Consider the following 17,396-nt stretch of genomic DNA (forward strand, 5'->3'; position numbering starts at 1 on the left):
CCCCCGAAGCAACCGGTGTTGCGGCCGGGACGGTGGGGTGCGAGCCAATGGCGGCATAGGACGGCCTCGGTGAGCGAGACGCCTGCGAGTTGCCCTCGCAGGCACTCGTTATGATCACGTTTCTCTGCCCGCTGTCGACTCATGAACAGGAATGCCCATGGCACGCAAGGTCGTTGTGACGCTGGTCGATGACTACGATGGCAAGTCCCCCGCCGAGGAAACAGTGGCCTTCGCACTGGACGGCGTCGAATACCAGATTGATCTGTCCACGGACAATGCCAGCCAGCTGCGCGGCGTCTTCGACAACTGGACACTGAACGCCCGCAGAACCGGTCGCGCACCGCGGGGTCGGGGCCTGGCCTCCCGCTCGGCGAACGACCGCGCACGCACCGCCGCCATCCGCGACTGGGCACGCAAGAAGGGCCTTACCGTCTCGGCACGCGGACGGATTTCGGCCGAGGTGGCCAATGCGTACGAGAAGGCCAACGCCTAACCCGGCCATCGGAATTGCGCGCCCGTACCGGCGCAGGAAATTCGGCGCCATTACGGCGCGGCTCCCCACCGCCGCGGACTTGGTTGGCTAAGCTTGCTGCGCTGTGCGACGTGGCGGCGTCCGCACAGCGAACGGGGAAGGGAACCCGCTCGGCGATACTCCGCGTATCGCCGAGCGGGCTCGCAAAGTCCACGACGCCGTCAACTGGCCACACTGCCTCCCAATGCACCGGTCTGGTAACCGAGTTCGCGGCAGGCGTTGCCCTCCGCCCACCGCCGCCATGGCCGCGACAGGTCCAACGGCGAACGGCGCCACAACCTTCGATGCACCGTCGGTCGTATGCTTCTTCGTTGCAACCGTTTCGATCGCGACGTCGGGACCGGTGCCGCCTGATGCCGTCGAAGTAGTGGCCGCCCGCTGGTCGCTATGAGCTGTCGGGGCCGTCATGAACTGCGCACCTTCGGCCGCGGCAGAGCCAGGGTGAGTACCGTCAAAGCGAACGCGATCGGTTTCCGTGCACATCGAATTCGCGTCCGACTGATCGCAATCCTGTTCGGCGGATGGGCGATACGGTTGGCTTCGGTAAATGAGTTCTGCACGACGTCGGCCGCTGAAGACGGTCACCGGAGTCAGCGGCGCGGTGAGCGTATATGCGGCCGCCATCGATGCGAAGGAATCGACGGTGACCTCCGCCATCGAGATCGCGAAGATCGCCGAGGCCAATAGGTTCGACGCATTGTTCGCCGCCGATCTGCTCAGCTTCGGCGCGCAGGGCGCGATCGGCGCGCAGGAGCCGCTGATCTTCCTGTCCGCATTGAGCGCGGTGACCACACACGTCGGCCTGATCGCCACGGTGACCAGCACCTTTCATCATCCCTACAACCTCGCCCGGCTCTTCGGAACGCTCGACCATGTGAGCAACGGCCGCGCCGCGTGGAACGTCGTGACGTCATCGGTGGGTGAAGAGAATTACGGTGACCAGGACCTGCCGAGCCCGGAGGATCGGTATGCGCGCGCGACCGAAGCGCTCGAGGTGGTCAATGCACTGTTCGACAGCTGGGAGCCGGGGGCACTGACCCCCGACGGGCACGGTGGCGCGATCCTCGACGCGACCAAGGTGCACCCGATCGAGCATGCGGGGCAGTACTTCACGGTGCGGGGCCCGCTCAATATTCCACCGCTGCCGCAGCGGCGCCCGGTCCAGTTCCAGGCGGGTCAATCGGCAGGCGGTATCGAGCTCGGCGCCCGCTTCGCCGAGGTAGTCTTCACCTCGCTGCCGACGCTCGAGGACGCGGTCACCTACACGAAGTGGGTCCGTGCCCGCGCGACAGAGCTCGGCCGCGCACCCGGATTGCCACTGATCATGAGCTCGCTGCACGCGACATACGGAGCAACCGAGGAGCAGGTTCGCCAGCTGGTCCGCGAGGAAGCCGAAGCCACCGATTTCGACGCAGGCCGAATCCGCCTGGCCGATATGCTGGGCGGCGGCGTCGACCTCTCCGAACTACCGCTGGACCAACCGATACCGCAAACCGTACTGCCGGAACTGAATTCGGTGAATCGCCGCCGCGGCCGGGTGGAGATCTTCACCAAACTCGCGGCGTCTGGCCGCACACTGCGCGAGCTCATCATCGCCGCCAAGGACACCGGCCACTGGGCCGCCGCCGGAACTCCGGAACAACTCGCCGACGCCATCGAAGAGCGCTATCGCGCGGGCGTCCTCGATGTCATCTCACTGGGCGGACTGGCCGATCCCCGAACCCGCGACTTCGTCACCAACGGACTCCTGCCCGAACTACGCCGTCGTGGCATCGCCGGCAACGACTACGTCGGCAACACATTCCGCGAGAACCTCGAACTCCCACCACTACCCGCGCGCTGACCGCCGCGGTGCGCCGTGATGGGATCGACAACATCCGCCGATCACCGGCCAACCCCTGCACTCGGGTGGCGGACTGCCCCGAGTCCAACCCTGGCCGGGGTAGCCTGGCAATAACCGCACAATTCCACGATTGACGCCGAAAGGCCCGATCCGATGAATGACAGCACACCGGACTGGCGGCGGGAGGGAGTGCGGGTCGTCCCCGGCGACCGCCTCGACCCCAATACCGCACAGACGCCCGGCATGTATCGCGAAGCCGCGATCAGCAATGCCATGGTGGGCGCTCAGAAGATCTGGGCGGGCACCGTGCGGATAGATCCCGGTGCGAAGACCGGCGCGCACCACCACGGCCCGCTAGAGAGCGTGATCTACGTGGTCGCCGGGCGCGCCCGCATGCGCTGGGGCGACCAGCTGGAGTTCATGGCCGAAGCGGGTCCCGGTGACTTCATCTACGTCCCGCCGTTCGTACCGCATCAGGAACTCAATGCCGACGACGATGAGCCCCTGAGCTGCGTGGTGATCCGCAGCGATCAGGAGCCGATCGTCATAAATCTGGACATTCCGATAGCGGAGAACCCCGAATCGGTCCCGTGGATCGACCCGCACCACCCGGCTCGGTAAGCACCCGGATTATCAAGAGCTGCAACGGAACTCAGGCGTTGGCCGATACCGCCGACCGCACGTCCGGGAGACCGAGGTTAGCGCGCAACGTGGTTCCGGTGTATTCGGTGCGCAGCGCGCCGCGGTCCTGTAGCAGCGGCACCACCTTGTCGACGAATTCGTCGAGACCCCACGGGACCAGGTGCGAGCCGAGGATGAAGCCGTCGGAGCCGTCGTTCTGGACGAACGTATCGATCTGCTCGGCGACCTGGGCGGGGGTTCCGACCAGGGGGCCGCGCTCGAACTGGTCGATCACCACCTCGCGCAGGGTGAGTTTCTTCGCCTCGGCGACCTGACGCAGGCGCTCGACCGTGGCGAAGCGGTCCTGGTGCACGAAGGCGCGTCCCTGAATGATCGGTGCGGCATCGGGGTCCGGATCGATGTCCGGTACCGGGCCCTCCGGGTCGTAGCCCGACAGGTCACGGTTCCAGATCTGCTCCAGCAGGATCAGCGCGGTCTGCCCCGTGACCTGCTCATTGCGGATCGCATGGAATTTCTCGGTCGCCTCGGCCTCGGTATCGCCGAGCACGAAACTCGCCGATGGCAGGATCTTGATGTCCTCGGCCGCCCGTCCGGCCGCGACTGCGCGCGCCTTGATATCTCGGTAGAAGTCCGCCGCCTCGGGCAGCTTGCCGTACGGGGAGAAGATGGCATCGGCATTGGCCGCGGCGAATGCGCGCCCCTGCGGTGACACACCGGCCTGCAGGATCACCGGCCGACCTTGCGGGCTGCGTGGCACGGTGAACCGGCCGGAGATGTCGAATTGGCTGCCGTGGAAGGCGAATGCCCCGGCATCCGAGCGGGCCAGGAACCGGCCGGAATCCTTGTCGGCGACGAGATCGGCGGCATCCCAGGAATCCCACAGGGCGCGAACGGCATTCAGCGTCTCCTCGGCCCGTGCATAGCGGTCGGCCGGATCGAGGTATCCGCCGCGCCGGAAGTTCTGGCCGGTGAAGGCGTCGAAGGAGGTCACCACGTTCCACGCGGCGCGACCGTCGGATAGGTGATCCAGGCTCGCCAGCTGGCGGGCCAGCTCGTAGGGCTCGTTGAAGGTCGCGTTGATCGAGTCCCATACCTAGTGGCCAGGCGGGGTTCGGGGCGCACGATTCCGCCCTGGCGTTGGCGCCCGTCAACGGTTGAGATCAGCTCGAGCGCTGGGAAATACCCTGTGCGCGAGCGGATTCGAAGGCCGCCACCGGATATGAATTGCGATGAGCGCAACCGGTCCCAGCGGTCGTGTGCCTCGCTAAGGTTCTCCGGTCGGACCCTGTTGCGGAGGAATGCGCGATGACCACCGAGTCGACCATCGACATCGATACCTCACTGCACCCGCTCGACGACCCGGTGCGGGCGTCGCTGTGGGGCGAGCACCACCGGTTCGCCAGCTGGGTGGGCCGCATCGGCCGCTACGACCCGGAAGTCGCCAGATTCGTCGGGCATCCGCCGGTGCTCGACGATCAGGATTGGGCCGATCTGGCCACCCTGCTCGGCCCGGGTGGCAGCACCGCGCTGCGCGGCTACGGCCACGTGCCGCCGGAGGGCTGGACGGTGCTGAACGAATTCGGCTCGGTGCAAATGGACGGCACTGCGCTACGCGTCGCACACGACCCGGAACTCGACGTACTTACCGCGGCGGATGTGCCCGAAATCCTCGACCTGATCGCCCGCACCGAACCGGGCCCATACGCGCCGCGCACCATCGAAATGGGCACCTACCTTGGCCTGCGAGTGGACGGCCGACTTGTGGCGATGGCAGGTGAACGCCTGCATCCGCCGGGCTGGACCGAGATCAGCGCGGTCTGCACCGATGCCGAATTCCGCGGCCGCGGCTTCGCCTCACGCCTGATCCGCGCGGTTGGCGCTGGCATCCGTGCCCGCGGCGAGACACCGTTCCTGCATGCCGTCGCCCATAATGCGACAGCGATCAGTTTGTATGAAACGCTCGGATTCACCCTGCGCAAACGCTCGCCGCTGACGATCGTGCAAGCGCCACCAACCATCGGCCCGATTACGAACTAGCCGTCAGGAACCTGTGCCGCATTCGTTCGGGGCGGGTTCGCCGCGCAGTCGTCCGTCGAGCCAGTCGATCTCGCCGGGGAAGCCGGTGAACAGGGCGATGATGTGCTCGCCGGGCTCGGTGCGGTGTACCGCGGGGACGCCGCGGGCGCATTGGTCGCGGTAGAGGTTGTAGCCGTTCTCGAAGGGGATCCAGAAGTCGGTGGCGGCGTGGTAAATGTAAAGCGGGACACCGGATTTCCGGTTTGTCAGGTCGGTCCGCGCGAAGACCGCGTCGGCGACATCACTGTCGAGTGGGTCGGCGATATCGGCCGCGACCTCGATCGGGATGCCGACCACGCCGAGCGGGCCGTTGCTGTCACCGCAGGTGTCCTTGATCGGCGAGGATGCCACCCACTGTGCCAAGTGATTCATATGCTCGAGAATCTCCGGGTATTCGCGGCCCATCGCCAGCGCGACGGCCAACAGAATGCCGGATTCGGAGCTGCCATCGAAGCGCTGCGCGACCATTCGATAGTCGGTCACCAGTCCCCCCATGGCCGCTCCGACCATCACACCGCCCAGTTCCGGTGCATACTCGTCGAGCAGCATCGCGGCCGCATACGATGCGATCGCGCCGCCGGAATACCCGCCAACGGCGAAACGGCTGCCCTCGAACTCCGCTGGAAACAGATTGCGCACCGCCCGAATGGTATCGAGCACCACATGCCCGGCGACGTTCGGTTCCGCATACGCCATCCACGGACCTTCGTGATCGGGAATGAGCACCGCATAGCCACGGCTGAGCGCCCAAGCGGTGGTCGGCGGGAACAGATCATCCCCAAACAAATTGTTGCGCAACCCGTGCGCCATCGCATAGCTCGTCGTGCAGTTGAGCCCGAGCGAATTGATCGGCAATGCACTCACCAGCACCGGCTGCTCCCCTGGACCGGTCCACGCGGCGGCGGGAATGATCAATGTCGCGGTACCGAAGGACGGCCTGCCCGAGGCGTCCGTCGTCCGGAACTTCAGCAGCACCGCCCGGCTGATCGGCTCCGTAACAAGCAGCGCGGAAGTCGCGGTCACATCACGCCATTCGACGATATCGCCAGGGGCGAGCGCGTCGAGACCACTCGGCCATTCGTCGAAGATCGGATCCCCAGACGGCGCGGACCGCACCGCCTGCCACAATGCGGCGAGTTCGGCGGGCAATGCGCGCGTCGGCGGTGATGGCGCCGGCGCGAACGATGGGGCCGGAATGGTGGCATCGATCCACTGCTGTAGCTCGGACGGCACCGAACCAGCTGGCTGCGTCGGCGGTTGCGGGTGTTCGGAAATACCGGGGCCCGCTGATGCGGGCACCGGGCCGACCAATAGTGAGCAGCCCACCATGGCCGCAACGACGACAACCGCTCGGAGTTTCGACATTTCGATCTGCTCCTCCGGAATCCGAGGCCGCCCCCCGAGCGGCCAGACTATGTCGCACCGGAACCGCACTCAGCGCGGTTCGAACTTCTCACGATCGAGGCTGTCTTCGGTGTGGCTCCGGCACAAAGCCGAAACCCACGGGTACGCAGGCGATAAGATGAGCGCGGCTCGGCTATTGTAACCGCAGGTAGGAGGGGCCGAAGGCGGTCGGTCAGCGCCGTCCATCCCAGGATCGCGCGAAGGCAACCCGCCAGCACATTCTTGTCGACATGCACCGGGTGTCCCGGGCCGCAAACCCCGATCGAAACCCTCCGTCCCGCATACGTCGACCGAACGTAGGTTGGCCGCACAGATCAGCCACGTCCGTACGTCCCGGTCAACTTGCCTCGGGCGATAAAACCAGGCGTCGCGGGGGCCGATCGGTCGGTATCCGATCCCGTGAGTTCCAGACCCCGGTCATTGATCGTGAGTAGTCTTTGGATCGTCGATCAATGCTTTGGAGCCCAGTCGCCCTCGTGGAGCGGGAATCCCCATGGTCACCCATCGCAGGAATCCAATTGTCGCGGTCGTGGCGGTCGCCGCGTCGATCGCACTGTTGATCGCGGCATGCACGTCCGATCGGTCCAAACCATCGGGCGGTGGCAATGCTGGCCCCAATGCCGCCCCGGTCGCCTATCGGGAGCCGGTCGAACTCGCGAGCAAGGACGGCGTGCTGGAAGTGCGACTGTCGGCGCACCAGGGCACCGTTGCCCTCGACACGGTTTCGAAACCGGTCGCGAACTTCCTGGTCTTCGGTTACGAACTGATCAGAGGCACCGCCTCGGACGGATCGACCAAGGGCGACAACGGCTATCCGGCCCCGACACTGCACGTCGAACCGGGTGAGCGTTTGATCGTGCACTTCGACAACGATCTGCGCGATCTGACGATCAGGGACTATTACAACCCCGCTTTCACCCCGGCCGGTGGGGATGTACCGATCTACCCGCCCGCCCTCACCTCCTCGCCGCTGAACCTGCACACCCACGGGCTGCACGTGAGCCCCAATGGCAACGCCGACAACGTCCTGCTCGATATCCCGGCGGGCAAGGGCAATGTCTACGACTTCGCGGTACCGCAGAGCATGCCGAACGGCCTGTACTGGTACCACAGCCATCGCCATACGGTCACGGCTCAGCAGACCTACAAGGGCCTGGCGGGTCTACTGGAAATCGGACGACCCGACGGCAATCTGCCGCTGGTGACGCGCAACAACATTCCGATCCGCACCATGGCACTGCAGTACAACTTCGTCTTCGACCGCAAGGGCACCGGCCACGAGTTGAACGATCCGAACTGGCCGCAATTTGTGAGCACGCTGCGGCCACCGGAGGGAACACAACTCGCCGACGGCACGTACCGGCCGAGTCTGGCCCCGGTGAACTTCGCGCAGACGACCATCGGGTCCCGATATGTCACCAACTGGCATACCGGGCCGCTATCGCCCGCCAACCATCGTGGGCAGAACCAATTCGTACCGACCAACCTGCAGAGCTTCACCAGCGATCCGACGACCCAGCCGCCCATCTCGATCCCGGCCGACCCGAACCTGCCGGACAACCAGCGCGATGTGCAGTTCACGATCAACGGACAGTTCCAGCCCGCGCTGCGGCTGAAGCCGGGGCAGACCGAGATCTGGGTCCTGGCCAATATCAGCGACTTCGCCTACATGCCGGTCACGCTCACCGAGACGGCAACGGGCAGCCATCCGAAATTCGCGATCGTCGGCCAGGACGGCGTCCCCTTCCCCGAGGTCCACCTGCCGGTCGACGGCGACGGCACCCGTCTGGTCATACCGCCCGCGTCGCGGTACGCGATCGCGGTGACGATGCCGAAGACCGGCGGTCTCATCCTCGAGATGCCCCCTGCGCCGGGAGCCCACCCCGTCACGAATCCCGGTGTGCTCTATACGAATAACGGCACCGACAACCCACCCGCCGTCTTGGGAACGATCACCGTAGACCCCTCGGTCATCAGCTATGAAGACGGCTTCTTCACCTTCCCCATTCAGAAGCTGCTCCAGGTGCGGCCCGACGAGGGCACCGGACAGACCACGCCGTTCGTGCCCGGCCAGCAGCTCGACGCGTACACCTCCTTCGTCGACGCCTCGGTCGGTACCCCCGATGTGCGCCGAAAGCTCACCGTCACAGGCGGATTCGGCAATGACAAGGCCAGCAGCAGCGATCCCAAAGCGTTCACCTACGAGTTCGACGACAACACTTTCCCGAATATCCCGCTGCTGCAGCCGCGACTCGACTCGGTCGAGGAGTGGCTGTTCACGAACCTGAACAACGACGAGCACCCGATGCACATCCACGTGAACGATATGCAGGTGATGGAGATCGTCGATCCGGTGGCGAATTCCAGGACCGGCGTGCAGATGTGGGGTGAGGACAACGTCAATGTGCCCGCCCCCGTGACCGACGAGTACGAGAATCCGCTCGTGCCCGCTTCGGTGACATTGCGTATGCGGTTCACCGAGTACACCGGCACCTTCGTGATCCACTGCCATCGCCTCAATCACGAAGACAATGGCCTGATGGCGCTCGTCAATGTCATCCCCGCGGTATCGACCTACGCGGTAGCGATCGCGGGTTCCCCCGGCACGCCCGCAACCGTGCGGGTCTACGACGGCAATGGCGACCGGCCGGTCGCGACGGTCACGCCGTTCCCGTCATTCGAGGGCACACCGACGGTTGCCATGGCCGATGTCAACGGCGACGGAGTGCTCGACCTCGTCGCCGGTACCGGTGCGGGAGTGGCCTCGGAAGTAGTGGCCTACAACGGCGCTGGCGCCGCACCCTTCAGCGCCGAACTGACTCGCTTCGCACCGTTCGGGCCCGACTTCCGCGGCGGCGTCAATGTCGCGGGCGCCGATATCGACGGCAATGCGTCGGCCGACAACATCATCGTCGGCTCGGGTCCCGGCATCGAATCCCGGGTGAAGATCTTCTCCTCGACCTTGCCCGGAGGGCGCGACAAAGCGCCCGAGCAGTTTTCGAGTTTCACACCGTATCCCGGATCGACGACCGGAGTCGCCATCGCGACCGGGATGGTCGACAGCGCCTCCGGCCGGGCCAGCATTGTGACGGCGCCGGGGCCGGGAGACGCCCCGCGGGTGAAGACCTTTCGCTATGACCTGTACCCGCCGACCGCCGCGGCGCAAAGCACGCCGGACGCCGGATACTCCGGCGATCCGATGATGACCTCGGAATTCCTGGCCTTCGACCAGAGCTACCGAGACAGTGTCTCGCTCTCGACGGGATGGGTGGCCGGTGCCGAGGGCGGGGCGCAGAGCATTGTCACCGGCATGCTCGGCGGCGCGGGCACGGTGCGCGTGTGGTCGAGCGGCTCGCGTCTCGACGGGCAGCCCGCGATGTACACCGAGAGCCCGAACCACCACGCGGGCCCGATCGCGTTCCGCGAGGTCACATCGTTCGTCCCGTTCGCCGACGGACCTGCTGGTATCGGGGTGCGGGTGGGGACAACCAGCACGACCTCCGGTGCTGATCTGCTCGTCAGTGGGCAGGCGGGCACCGGGGCCGAGGTCCGCAAGTTCGGACTCGGCCGCGCCGACCCGTCGGCCACAACCCTGACATCGACGCTATTGACCGCGATTCCCGCACCGACCGGACCCGCGCCGCTCGGCGGCCGATAGCCGGGTCAGGGCAATGTCCAGAGTTGGGTTGTCACCACGTAGAAAATGACAGCCCACACCAGCATGACGGCAGCGACGATAACGATGCCCTCGCGGTTCGTCTTGGCGGCGGGAGCATCCGGAGGCGGCCATAGCCACCGCCGCAGCAACCGGTTCACGTAATACGGCATCGTCAAGAAACTCATCACGAAGCTGGACAGTAGATTGCCGATGAGCAACCCCAGCCACAGCGGCATGTGCAACGGTGACAATGCGAGGGTGAGCAGCACGACCGTCGGGTAGAGGCCGACCCACACCGCGACGGCGGTCTTGGTATCGGACGGCGCCGGAGTGTCACGTCCGTTCTCGTCGAAGGCGAACCAGCTGCCGAACGAGTTCTCGATGGTGCGCAATTCGAAGTCGCTGAACTTCTCGCCCTCGGCGAGAAGTTCCTGGCGCCGCTTCGAGGTGAGCCAGGTGGCCAGATTCGCCGCGGTATCGAAGCGGTAGAGCGCGGTCCACTCGTCCTGCACACCGTCGATGGGGCGGAAGAGCTCGGTACCGCGAAAGCCTGCGAACTTCGCCTCCTCCCGGCTCAGATGTGCCTGCCACGCAAGGAAATCCGCGACGCTGTCGGGTGCAACGCGATGGGTGACGACCACCGTCACGAGGGGATCGACGGGCCGCGCACCGCCACCGATGACCTGCTGAGTGGCGGGACCGTCGAAGTATTGCTGGCCGCGGTCCAGGAATTCCTGGCGGGTGGCGCTGTTTATCCAGTCCTGTAGATGACCGACCGAGTCGAAGCGGTAGACCACGATCCACTCCGGCTGCACTGCAGTGGGAGCGGCGATCTCCGCGCCGAGGAATCCGACGTGACCCGAGGCTGCCGCATTCAGGTCCTCCTGCCAGATCCGGAAATCTTTCTCGAAACCCGGGCGCACCCGCTGGCCGATAATGACCGTCGCCGCACTGCCGCTACCTTTCCCGGCGTCCATCGCCCCCTCCTCACGGATCGGCTCGCGTCGGAACCGGCGCGTTCGCAATGAGTCGCCGGTAGATGCGCTCGGGAGTCAGTGGCAGCGCGCGGTATCGGATCCCCGTCGCGTTCTCCAGCGCATTGGCCAGCGCGGGCGCGACCGGGTTGACGCAGCACTCCGCTATCCCTTTCGAGTGCATCGGCCCGACCGAATCGGCGGAGTCGACCATGAGTACTTCGGTGCGGGGAATATCGGCGTAGGTCGGGATGCGGTAGTTGCGCAGATTCGGGTTGACCATGACGCCGTTCGCGTCGACGTGGAAGTTCTCGGTCAGCGCGAAACCGATGCCCTGCGCGACGCCGCCCTCGATCTGGCCCCGCACCTGGGCCGGGTTGATGAGGACACCGGCATCGGTGGCGTGCACGCTGTAGAGGATGCGGATCTCACCGGTCATCCGGTGCACCGCGATGCGAAATCCGTGGGAGTTGAAGACGACGCTGCGCGGCGATCCGAATGCCTTGCGCGCCTCCGTCAATCGAATGCCGCGCCGGTGTGCCACATCGATCAGCTCCGATAGTGATAGGTGGCGCTCACCACAGATGACCCCGGTGTCGTCGATCGCGCACGAAGCGATATCGACGCCCATATGTGCGGCCGCCACAAACACGATGCGATAGCGTAAGGCGTCAGCGGCCCGCAGCACCGCGTTCCCGGCGACGAATAGTCCGGCGCTGGCGAATGCGCCGGTATCGAATCCGGTTCGGTCGGTATCGGATTGCACCAGACGCACCCGTGACGGCGTGGTGCCGAGTTGATCGGCCGCGATCTGCACATGTGCGGTCGGGGTGCCCTCGCCGAATTCGACTGTGCCAATGGCGAGTTCGTAGATGCCATCGTCGCCGAGGGTCAGCCAGGCCTCGGCGAGGTGGTCGGTCGGTGGCGCGGTCTCGTGCAGTGAACTGGCGGTGCCGATGCCGATGAGCCACCCGTCGCCCGGTGGCAGTTCGGCGGTATTGCGCCGCAGCGCGTCGTCGACGAGATCAATGCAGCGCCCGAGGCCCTCCTCGCGGAACATGACATCGTCCGGGCCGTCGTCGAATGCCACGAGCGCATCACCGGGGCGCACGATATTGCGCCGCCGCAGCTCGAGCGGATCCATATCGAGTGCGACCGCCAGCTCGTGCATGGCGGATTCCATTGCGAACGCGGGCTGGGTCATGCCGTAGCCGCGCAGCGCACCGCTGGGCACGGTGTTCGTGTAGACCGAATAGCCGTCGAATTTCTTGTTGGGGCAGCGATAGATCGCGACGGCGGCGCCACCGGCGAACAGTGTTTCGCCGCCGTGGTTTCCATATGCACCGGTATTCGACACATTGCGGACCTGGATCGCGGTCAGCGTGCCGTCGGCGCGCGCGCCGAGCTTGACCGTCATCGACATCGGATGCCGCGGCGACGCCGTCGTGAACTCCTCTTCGCGGGTGAACTCGAAACACACCGGCCGACCGGTGTCCAATGCGGCGAGTGCGGCCAGATCCTCGGTGATGACCTCCTGCTTACCGCCGAACGCGCCACCGACCCGCCGACAGAACACGCGGAGCTGATCGGGACGCAGGTCGAACAGATAACCGAGCTTGTCCTTGGCGATCGACGGGGATTGGGAGCTGGTCCGAACGTGCAGTCGGCCGTCTTCGAGCCAGGCGATCGATCCATGCGTCTCGAGATGCGCATGCTGTACGCGCGGCGAAGAGTAGGTGCCCTCGTGGATCACATCGGCCTCGGCGAATCCCGCCTCGACAGCACCGACGTGCCCGTGGATCTCGAGCAGAATATTGTGCTCGGGATCCCGCACGAACGGGTCGTGCGAGCCGTGCAGCTGGGGCGCACCGTCGGCCATCGCCGCTTCTGGATCGAAAACCGCGGGCAGCACCTCGTATTCGACGATCACCGCGCGACAACCCGCTTCCGCCGCCCCGACGGTGTCGGCAACGACCGCGACCACCCGCTGACCGACAAAGCGCACCACATTGTCGAGGATGTAGGTGTCGCTGGGATCGACCAGGTGATCGGTGTGGATCGCGGTCGTGAACCGCTTGCGCGGCACGTCCTCCCAGGTGTACACGCGATGCACACCCGCAACCGCAAGCGCCGCGGTGGTGTCGATCGATACGATGCGGGCATGGGCGTGCGGCGAGCGCAGCACCTTCAGATGCAACATGCCCTCGATCGCGGTGTCCATGGTGAATTCCGCACGCCCGGTTACCACCTCGGTGCCGGCCGGCGCGCCGACGCTGGTGCCGACGGCTCGGCCCGGCAGTGCGACCTCGATCCCGACGACACCGCGCACCGCGTCTTCGATCGCCCGGTAGCCGGTACAGCGGCAGAGATTTCCCTTCAGCGCACGCGCCAGATCTTGTTTCTGGGCGTCGGTGAGCGCCACGCTGGTCATGATCATGCCCGCGGTGCAGAAGCCGCACTGGAAGCCGGGAGCGTCGCGGAACTGCCGCTGCATCGGATGCAGATTCGCAGGCGAGCCGAGACCCTCGATCGTGGTGACCGCACGTCCCTCGGCGCGGAATGCGGGCGTGATGCAACTGTGCACGGGATGCCCGTCCAGCCAGACCGTGCAGGCGCCGCAATCGCCTGCATCGCACCCCTTCTTGACACCGTGCATGCCGAGCGAGCGCAGGAATGTGCGCAGACATTGACCGGGATTCGGCTCGTCTTCGAAGGTGTTTCCGTTCACGGTGTACGTCATGCGGAGCCGCCTTCGGTGAGCTCGACGCGGATCTCCTCGGCGAAGTGCCTCGCCAGGTGGTGCCGGTGATCGGGGGTGCCGTTCGCATCGCCGAACCACAGGTCATCGGGTAGGGCGTCGATGCGCTGCCGCAGCGCCTCGGCGTCGGGCATGCTGTCGAATGCCAAGCGCACCGGACGGGTGGTGCCCGCGGTGATGGTAAGCAGGAGGTCCGCGGTTCCCGGCGACCGGGTGGCGATCATGAACAGCGTCGAGCGGCCCAGCCGCGTCAGAGAGAAGCGCCGGTACGCGTAACGCTTGCGCAGCGCGACGACCGGAATATCGACGCGCCGCAGGATCTCGCCCGGCGCGAGGACATTGCGGTGGTCGCCGATGACAAAGTCGGCGGCATCGATCGTGCGTTCGCCACCATCGGCAGCCCACAGGGTGTACGTGGCTTCGAGCGCGACCGTCAGTGTGATCATCGGGCCCGCGGGCAGCGACATGCAGATATTGCCGCCCACTGTCGCCGCGTTCCAGACCTTGAACGAGGACAGGAACGCCTCGCAGCAGGTGCGGAACAGCGCGCCGGCGGGCCGGTCACTCGGCGGCGCAAAGGCATTCAGCTCGGCGATGGTGCATGTCGCGCCGATCTCGAGGCCGTCGGCACTGGGCACCAGGCTGTCCCAGCCGAGTGCGGTGAGATCGATCAGACGGCGCAGTTCCGGCTGCTCGGTCGAGAACAACCACGTTCCTCCGGCCAGCCACGCGTCACCGTCGCGCCAGTCCGCGCCCGGTCGGTCGGCGGGTCGCCGAACGATATCGGTGATCGTATTGAGATCCATAGCGCCGCTCCTTCGGAGAAGGTGCCGTGCTGCCGATCGCCCGCCGAGTTCGTCGCGCCACGAATCCGCCCGCTCGGGGGCATCGCCGTTCATGTACTCGCTTGCCCGTCAACGTACCCGACTCGACGAGGGCCATGGCGCTGATCAGCCCATATGCCTACAATCCCAGCCCCTGTGCCAGTACCGGCCAGGACGCCCTCAGTTCATCACCCCAGTAGCCCCAGGAATGAGTGCCGTACGGACGCAGCTCAACGGTCGCGGGGATATCCAGATCCGCCAACCGGGCGGCCATATTGCGTGTGCACTGCTCCACCGCGGCCTCGATGACGCCGCCGACCAGGATCTGGTTCGCCAGCGCGGCTCCACCCCCGACCAGATGCCGATCACCGGCCTTGTCATAGGGGCCGGGCAGCCCATTCCCACTCGACAGATACAGGCTGATGCCACGCAGCCCGTCCGCATTCAGGTACGGATCGTTGGCGCCCCACATCGGATCGTCGGGTGGGCCGTACATATTCACGGCATCGCCACCGCCATAGGCCACCGTGATACGGACATAGGACTGGCCGACAGCATCGGCTATCTGCGCGCATCCGCTGTAGGCCGCCACCGCTCGGTACAGGCCGGGTTTCGCGATCGGCAATTGCAGTACCGAGGTACCCGACATCGACACGCCCGCAATCGCATTGATCCCGTTGGTACCGAGAGCGGCATCGATGAGCGGCGGCAACTCCTCGGTCAGATACGTCTTCCATTTCATGACGCCCAGCCGAGGATCCGGCGCTCGCCAGTCCGCATAGTAGGACGCGGCACCACCGACGGGCTGCACCACATTGACATTCTTATCGTGCAGCAAGTCGGTTGCGCTGGTCAGCCCATCCCACGACGCCTGCCCCTTCCCGCCGCTACCGCCGCTGAGCAGATACAGGACCGGACGCGGCGCGGAGATATCGGCCGGGCGCTGTACCTCCACAGTGAATTCGCTGTTCATCGCCGCCGAGAAGACGGTGAGAACGAGATGCCGAGCATCGATGACCCTGGTATCCACGATCCGCGAACCATCCGGCGAGGTATGTGCCCCATCGGGCACACTGACGCCCGGCTCCGCCGCTCCCGATGGTGCGAACGGTGTCGATGACAGCGTCGTACCGAATACGCCCGCCGCTATCACCATTGCCGCACTGCGCAAAAACGAGCGGTATCGCAACTCTGAGCCCTGCTTTTCCTACGCCACTGCCGATATCGCACAGCGGCGGCCACTTTCCGACAACTGAATCCGTCGCGCGGCACGGCGAATTGACCTGACCCCATGATTTCGGTCCGGGGAGTGTGAGAGCTCTTGCGGCCCACGTAGTGGGCAGGAAGGCTCGAAGATCATGGCGACACGCAAGAGGCACACCCCCGAACAGGTTGTGCGCAAGCTGAGCGAGGCCGATCGGCTGTTGGGCGAGGGCAGGGACGTCGCCGACGTGTGCCGGACCCTGCAGATCACCGAGGCGACCTATTACCGTTGGCGCAACCAGTTCGGCGGCCTGAAGGCCGATGACGCCAAACGCTTGAAGGACCTCGAACGCGAAAACTCCACTCTGAAACGGCTTCTCGCCGAGGCGGAACTGGAGAAGGCGGCGTTGAAGGAGATCGCCAAGGGAAACTTCTAGACCCGGAACGCCGGCGGGCGGCCGTGGCGCACCTGATGCGGGTGCTGGGCCTGAGCGAACGGTTCGCCTGCCGGGTCACCGGGCAACACCGAAGTACCCAACGCCGACCTCCGGGCAATGAGACCGCCGCCGATCCCGATGCGGCGCTGCGTGATTGGTTACGCGAATGGGCCAAAGCGCATCCACGGCAGGGTTTCCGCCGCGCCTACCACGACGCCCGTGGCGAGGGCTGGACGGTCAACCACAAGAAGATCCAACGCCTCTGGCGCGACGAGGGACTACGAGTGCCGCAGCGACGCCGCCGAAAACGTCTGGGCACCTCCACCATCGTGACAGCCGAGGCGAACGCACCGAATCGAGTGTGGGCAGTGGATTTCCAATTCGACGCCACAGACGACGGACGCCCGGTCAAGATCGTCTCGATCGTCGACGAGCACACCCGCGAATGCCTCGGCGGTCTGGTCGAGCGGTCGATCACCGCCGACCGGCTCATCGACGAACTCGACCGCATCGCCGTCGACCGCGGCTACCCGGCCGCGCTGCGCTGTGACAACGGACCCGAACTGGCCTGCCAGGCCATGGCCGACTGGGCCGGTGAACGGGTCGGTCTGGCGTTCATCCCGCCCGGCCAGCCCTGGCGCAACGGCTACATCGAATCGTTCAACGGCCGCCTGCGCGACGAATGCCTCAACATCAACAGCTTCTGGTCCCTCACCCAAGCCCGCGTTGTGATCAGCGACTGGAAGGACGAATACAACCACCGCCGAAGACATTCCGCACTGGGCTACAACACCCCAGCCGGATACGCTGCAACCTGCATCCACCGATAACCGGCTCTCATACCCGGTGGACCGAACGTCGGGGTCCCGTCAGAATAACTCGTCGGCTGCGCGGCCGCGAGTCTCACACCTCCTGGCGAACAGGAGGTTGCGCGTTGTTGTCTACGAAAGGGCAGCTTCATCCTGTGGTGCCGTTGACGACCGTGTCACCAAGTACATGAAGCCCTGTTCGGCCAGGTAACGGCCCGCGATACTCGAATCCAGCG

The 17,396-nt window shown here is 65.6% G+C and carries 13 protein-coding genes; 7 read left to right on the forward strand and 6 right to left on the reverse strand.

Annotated features, from left to right (window positions below; genetic code table 11):
* The first annotated feature begins 157 nt into the window (after positions 1 to 157).
* From ABZ293_RS36990 to ABZ293_RS37000, 3 genes are all read left to right on the forward strand, one after another.
* Complete coding sequence (locus ABZ293_RS36990) at positions 158 to 493, forward strand: Lsr2 family protein (protein ID WP_354953442.1); 336 nt, start codon at positions 158 to 160, stop codon at positions 491 to 493.
* A gap of 586 nt (positions 494 to 1,079) precedes the next feature.
* Entirely contained in the window at positions 1,080 to 2,375 is a 1,296-nt protein-coding gene (locus ABZ293_RS36995; RefSeq protein WP_355188503.1) for an NtaA/DmoA family FMN-dependent monooxygenase, read from the forward strand.
* Positions 2,376 to 2,528: 153 nt separating this feature from the next.
* On the forward strand, positions 2,529 to 2,996 hold the full coding sequence (locus tag ABZ293_RS37000; RefSeq protein WP_355188505.1) for a cupin domain-containing protein: 468 nt from the start codon (positions 2,529 to 2,531) through the stop codon (positions 2,994 to 2,996).
* Between the two features lie 31 nt (positions 2,997 to 3,027).
* Here ABZ293_RS37000 and ABZ293_RS37005 read toward each other — a convergent pair whose 3' ends face one another.
* Positions 3,028 to 4,098, reverse strand: a complete 1,071-nt coding sequence (locus ABZ293_RS37005; RefSeq protein WP_355188562.1) for an NtaA/DmoA family FMN-dependent monooxygenase — start codon at positions 4,096 to 4,098, stop codon at positions 3,028 to 3,030.
* A 224-nt stretch (positions 4,099 to 4,322) separates the two neighbouring features.
* On the opposite strand from ABZ293_RS37005, the gene ABZ293_RS37010 reads away from it, so the two are divergent.
* Positions 4,323 to 5,054, forward strand: a complete 732-nt coding sequence (locus ABZ293_RS37010) for a GNAT family N-acetyltransferase (RefSeq protein ID WP_355188507.1) — start codon at positions 4,323 to 4,325, stop codon at positions 5,052 to 5,054.
* 3 nt (positions 5,055 to 5,057) lie between these two features.
* On the opposite strand, the gene ABZ293_RS37015 is transcribed toward ABZ293_RS37010, so the two are convergent.
* The gene (locus tag ABZ293_RS37015) at positions 5,058 to 6,458 is read right to left on the reverse strand and encodes a lipase family protein (protein ID WP_355188509.1); all 1,401 of its coding nucleotides are present in this window, start codon (positions 6,456 to 6,458) and stop codon (positions 5,058 to 5,060) included.
* 532 nt (positions 6,459 to 6,990) lie between these two features.
* Between ABZ293_RS37015 and ABZ293_RS37020 the strand changes: the two genes are divergently transcribed.
* Entirely contained in the window at positions 6,991 to 10,155 is a 3,165-nt protein-coding gene (locus ABZ293_RS37020; protein ID WP_355188511.1) for a multicopper oxidase domain-containing protein, read from the forward strand.
* 5 nt (positions 10,156 to 10,160) lie between these two features.
* Here ABZ293_RS37020 and ABZ293_RS37025 read toward each other — a convergent pair whose 3' ends face one another.
* From ABZ293_RS37025 to ABZ293_RS37040, 4 genes are all read right to left on the reverse strand, one after another.
* Positions 10,161 to 11,132: an antibiotic biosynthesis monooxygenase gene (locus ABZ293_RS37025; protein WP_355188513.1), complete on the reverse strand. Its 972-nt coding sequence runs from the start codon at positions 11,130 to 11,132 to the stop codon at positions 10,161 to 10,163.
* Positions 11,133 to 11,142: 10 nt separating this feature from the next.
* The gene (locus ABZ293_RS37030; RefSeq protein WP_355188515.1) at positions 11,143 to 13,869 is read right to left on the reverse strand and encodes a molybdopterin-dependent oxidoreductase; all 2,727 of its coding nucleotides are present in this window, start codon (positions 13,867 to 13,869) and stop codon (positions 11,143 to 11,145) included.
* Positions 13,866 to 14,693 (reverse strand): FAD binding domain-containing protein, encoded by an 828-nt coding sequence (locus ABZ293_RS37035; RefSeq protein WP_355188517.1) that lies wholly within the window; start codon positions 14,691 to 14,693, stop codon positions 13,866 to 13,868. The genes ABZ293_RS37030 and ABZ293_RS37035 overlap by 4 nt, the downstream gene beginning before the upstream one ends.
* Positions 14,694 to 14,850: 157 nt before the next feature.
* Positions 14,851 to 15,741 carry an alpha/beta hydrolase family protein gene (locus ABZ293_RS37040; protein ID WP_355188519.1) on the reverse strand — a complete coding sequence of 297 codons (891 nt, stop codon included), beginning with the start codon at positions 15,739 to 15,741 and terminating at the stop codon, positions 14,851 to 14,853.
* Between ABZ293_RS37040 and ABZ293_RS37045 the strand changes: the two genes are divergently transcribed.
* Together ABZ293_RS37045 and ABZ293_RS37050 are read left to right on the forward strand one after the other, a co-directional pair.
* Positions 15,725 to 15,967, forward strand: coding sequence for a hypothetical protein (locus ABZ293_RS37045; protein ID WP_355188521.1), 243 nt, complete (start codon positions 15,725 to 15,727; stop codon positions 15,965 to 15,967). The two genes, ABZ293_RS37040 and ABZ293_RS37045, sit on opposite strands and share 17 nt — an antisense overlap.
* A gap of 102 nt (positions 15,968 to 16,069) precedes the next feature.
* Positions 16,070 to 17,181 (forward strand): IS3 family transposase gene (locus tag ABZ293_RS37050; protein ID WP_355188523.1). Its coding sequence is split into 2 segments (ribosomal slippage): positions 16,070 to 16,337 and positions 16,337 to 17,181, totalling 1,113 coding nucleotides; the frame shifts between segments, so codons are not numbered across the junction.
* Positions 17,182 to 17,396: the final 215 nt, after the last annotated feature.

The organism is Nocardia sp. NPDC005998 (assembly GCF_040614395.1).
GTDB lineage: Bacteria > Actinomycetota > Actinomycetes > Mycobacteriales > Mycobacteriaceae > Nocardia.

What these genes read in the sequence shown, in the direction of transcription:
- ABZ293_RS37045 (WP_355188521.1), top strand. Translation starts at nt 15,725, where the DNA reads ATGACCCTGGTATCCACGATCCGCGAACCATCCGGCGAGGTATGTGCC.
- ABZ293_RS37020 (WP_355188511.1), top strand. Translation starts at nt 6,991, where the DNA reads ATGGTCACCCATCGCAGGAATCCAATTGTCGCGGTCGTGGCGGTCGCC.
- ABZ293_RS37010 (WP_355188507.1), top strand. Translation starts at nt 4,323, where the DNA reads ATGACCACCGAGTCGACCATCGACATCGATACCTCACTGCACCCGCTC.
- ABZ293_RS37015 (WP_355188509.1), bottom strand. Translation starts at nt 6,458, where the DNA reads ATGTCGAAACTCCGAGCGGTTGTCGTCGTTGCGGCCATGGTGGGCTGC.
- ABZ293_RS36990 (WP_354953442.1), top strand. Translation starts at nt 158, where the DNA reads ATGGCACGCAAGGTCGTTGTGACGCTGGTCGATGACTACGATGGCAAG.
- ABZ293_RS37035 (WP_355188517.1), bottom strand. Translation starts at nt 14,693, where the DNA reads ATGGATCTCAATACGATCACCGATATCGTTCGGCGACCCGCCGACCGA.
- ABZ293_RS37000 (WP_355188505.1), top strand. Translation starts at nt 2,529, where the DNA reads ATGAATGACAGCACACCGGACTGGCGGCGGGAGGGAGTGCGGGTCGTC.
- ABZ293_RS37030 (WP_355188515.1), bottom strand. Translation starts at nt 13,869, where the DNA reads ATGACGTACACCGTGAACGGAAACACCTTCGAAGACGAGCCGAATCCC.
- ABZ293_RS37025 (WP_355188513.1), bottom strand. Translation starts at nt 11,132, where the DNA reads ATGGACGCCGGGAAAGGTAGCGGCAGTGCGGCGACGGTCATTATCGGC.
- ABZ293_RS36995 (WP_355188503.1), top strand. Translation starts at nt 1,080, where the DNA reads ATGAGTTCTGCACGACGTCGGCCGCTGAAGACGGTCACCGGAGTCAGC.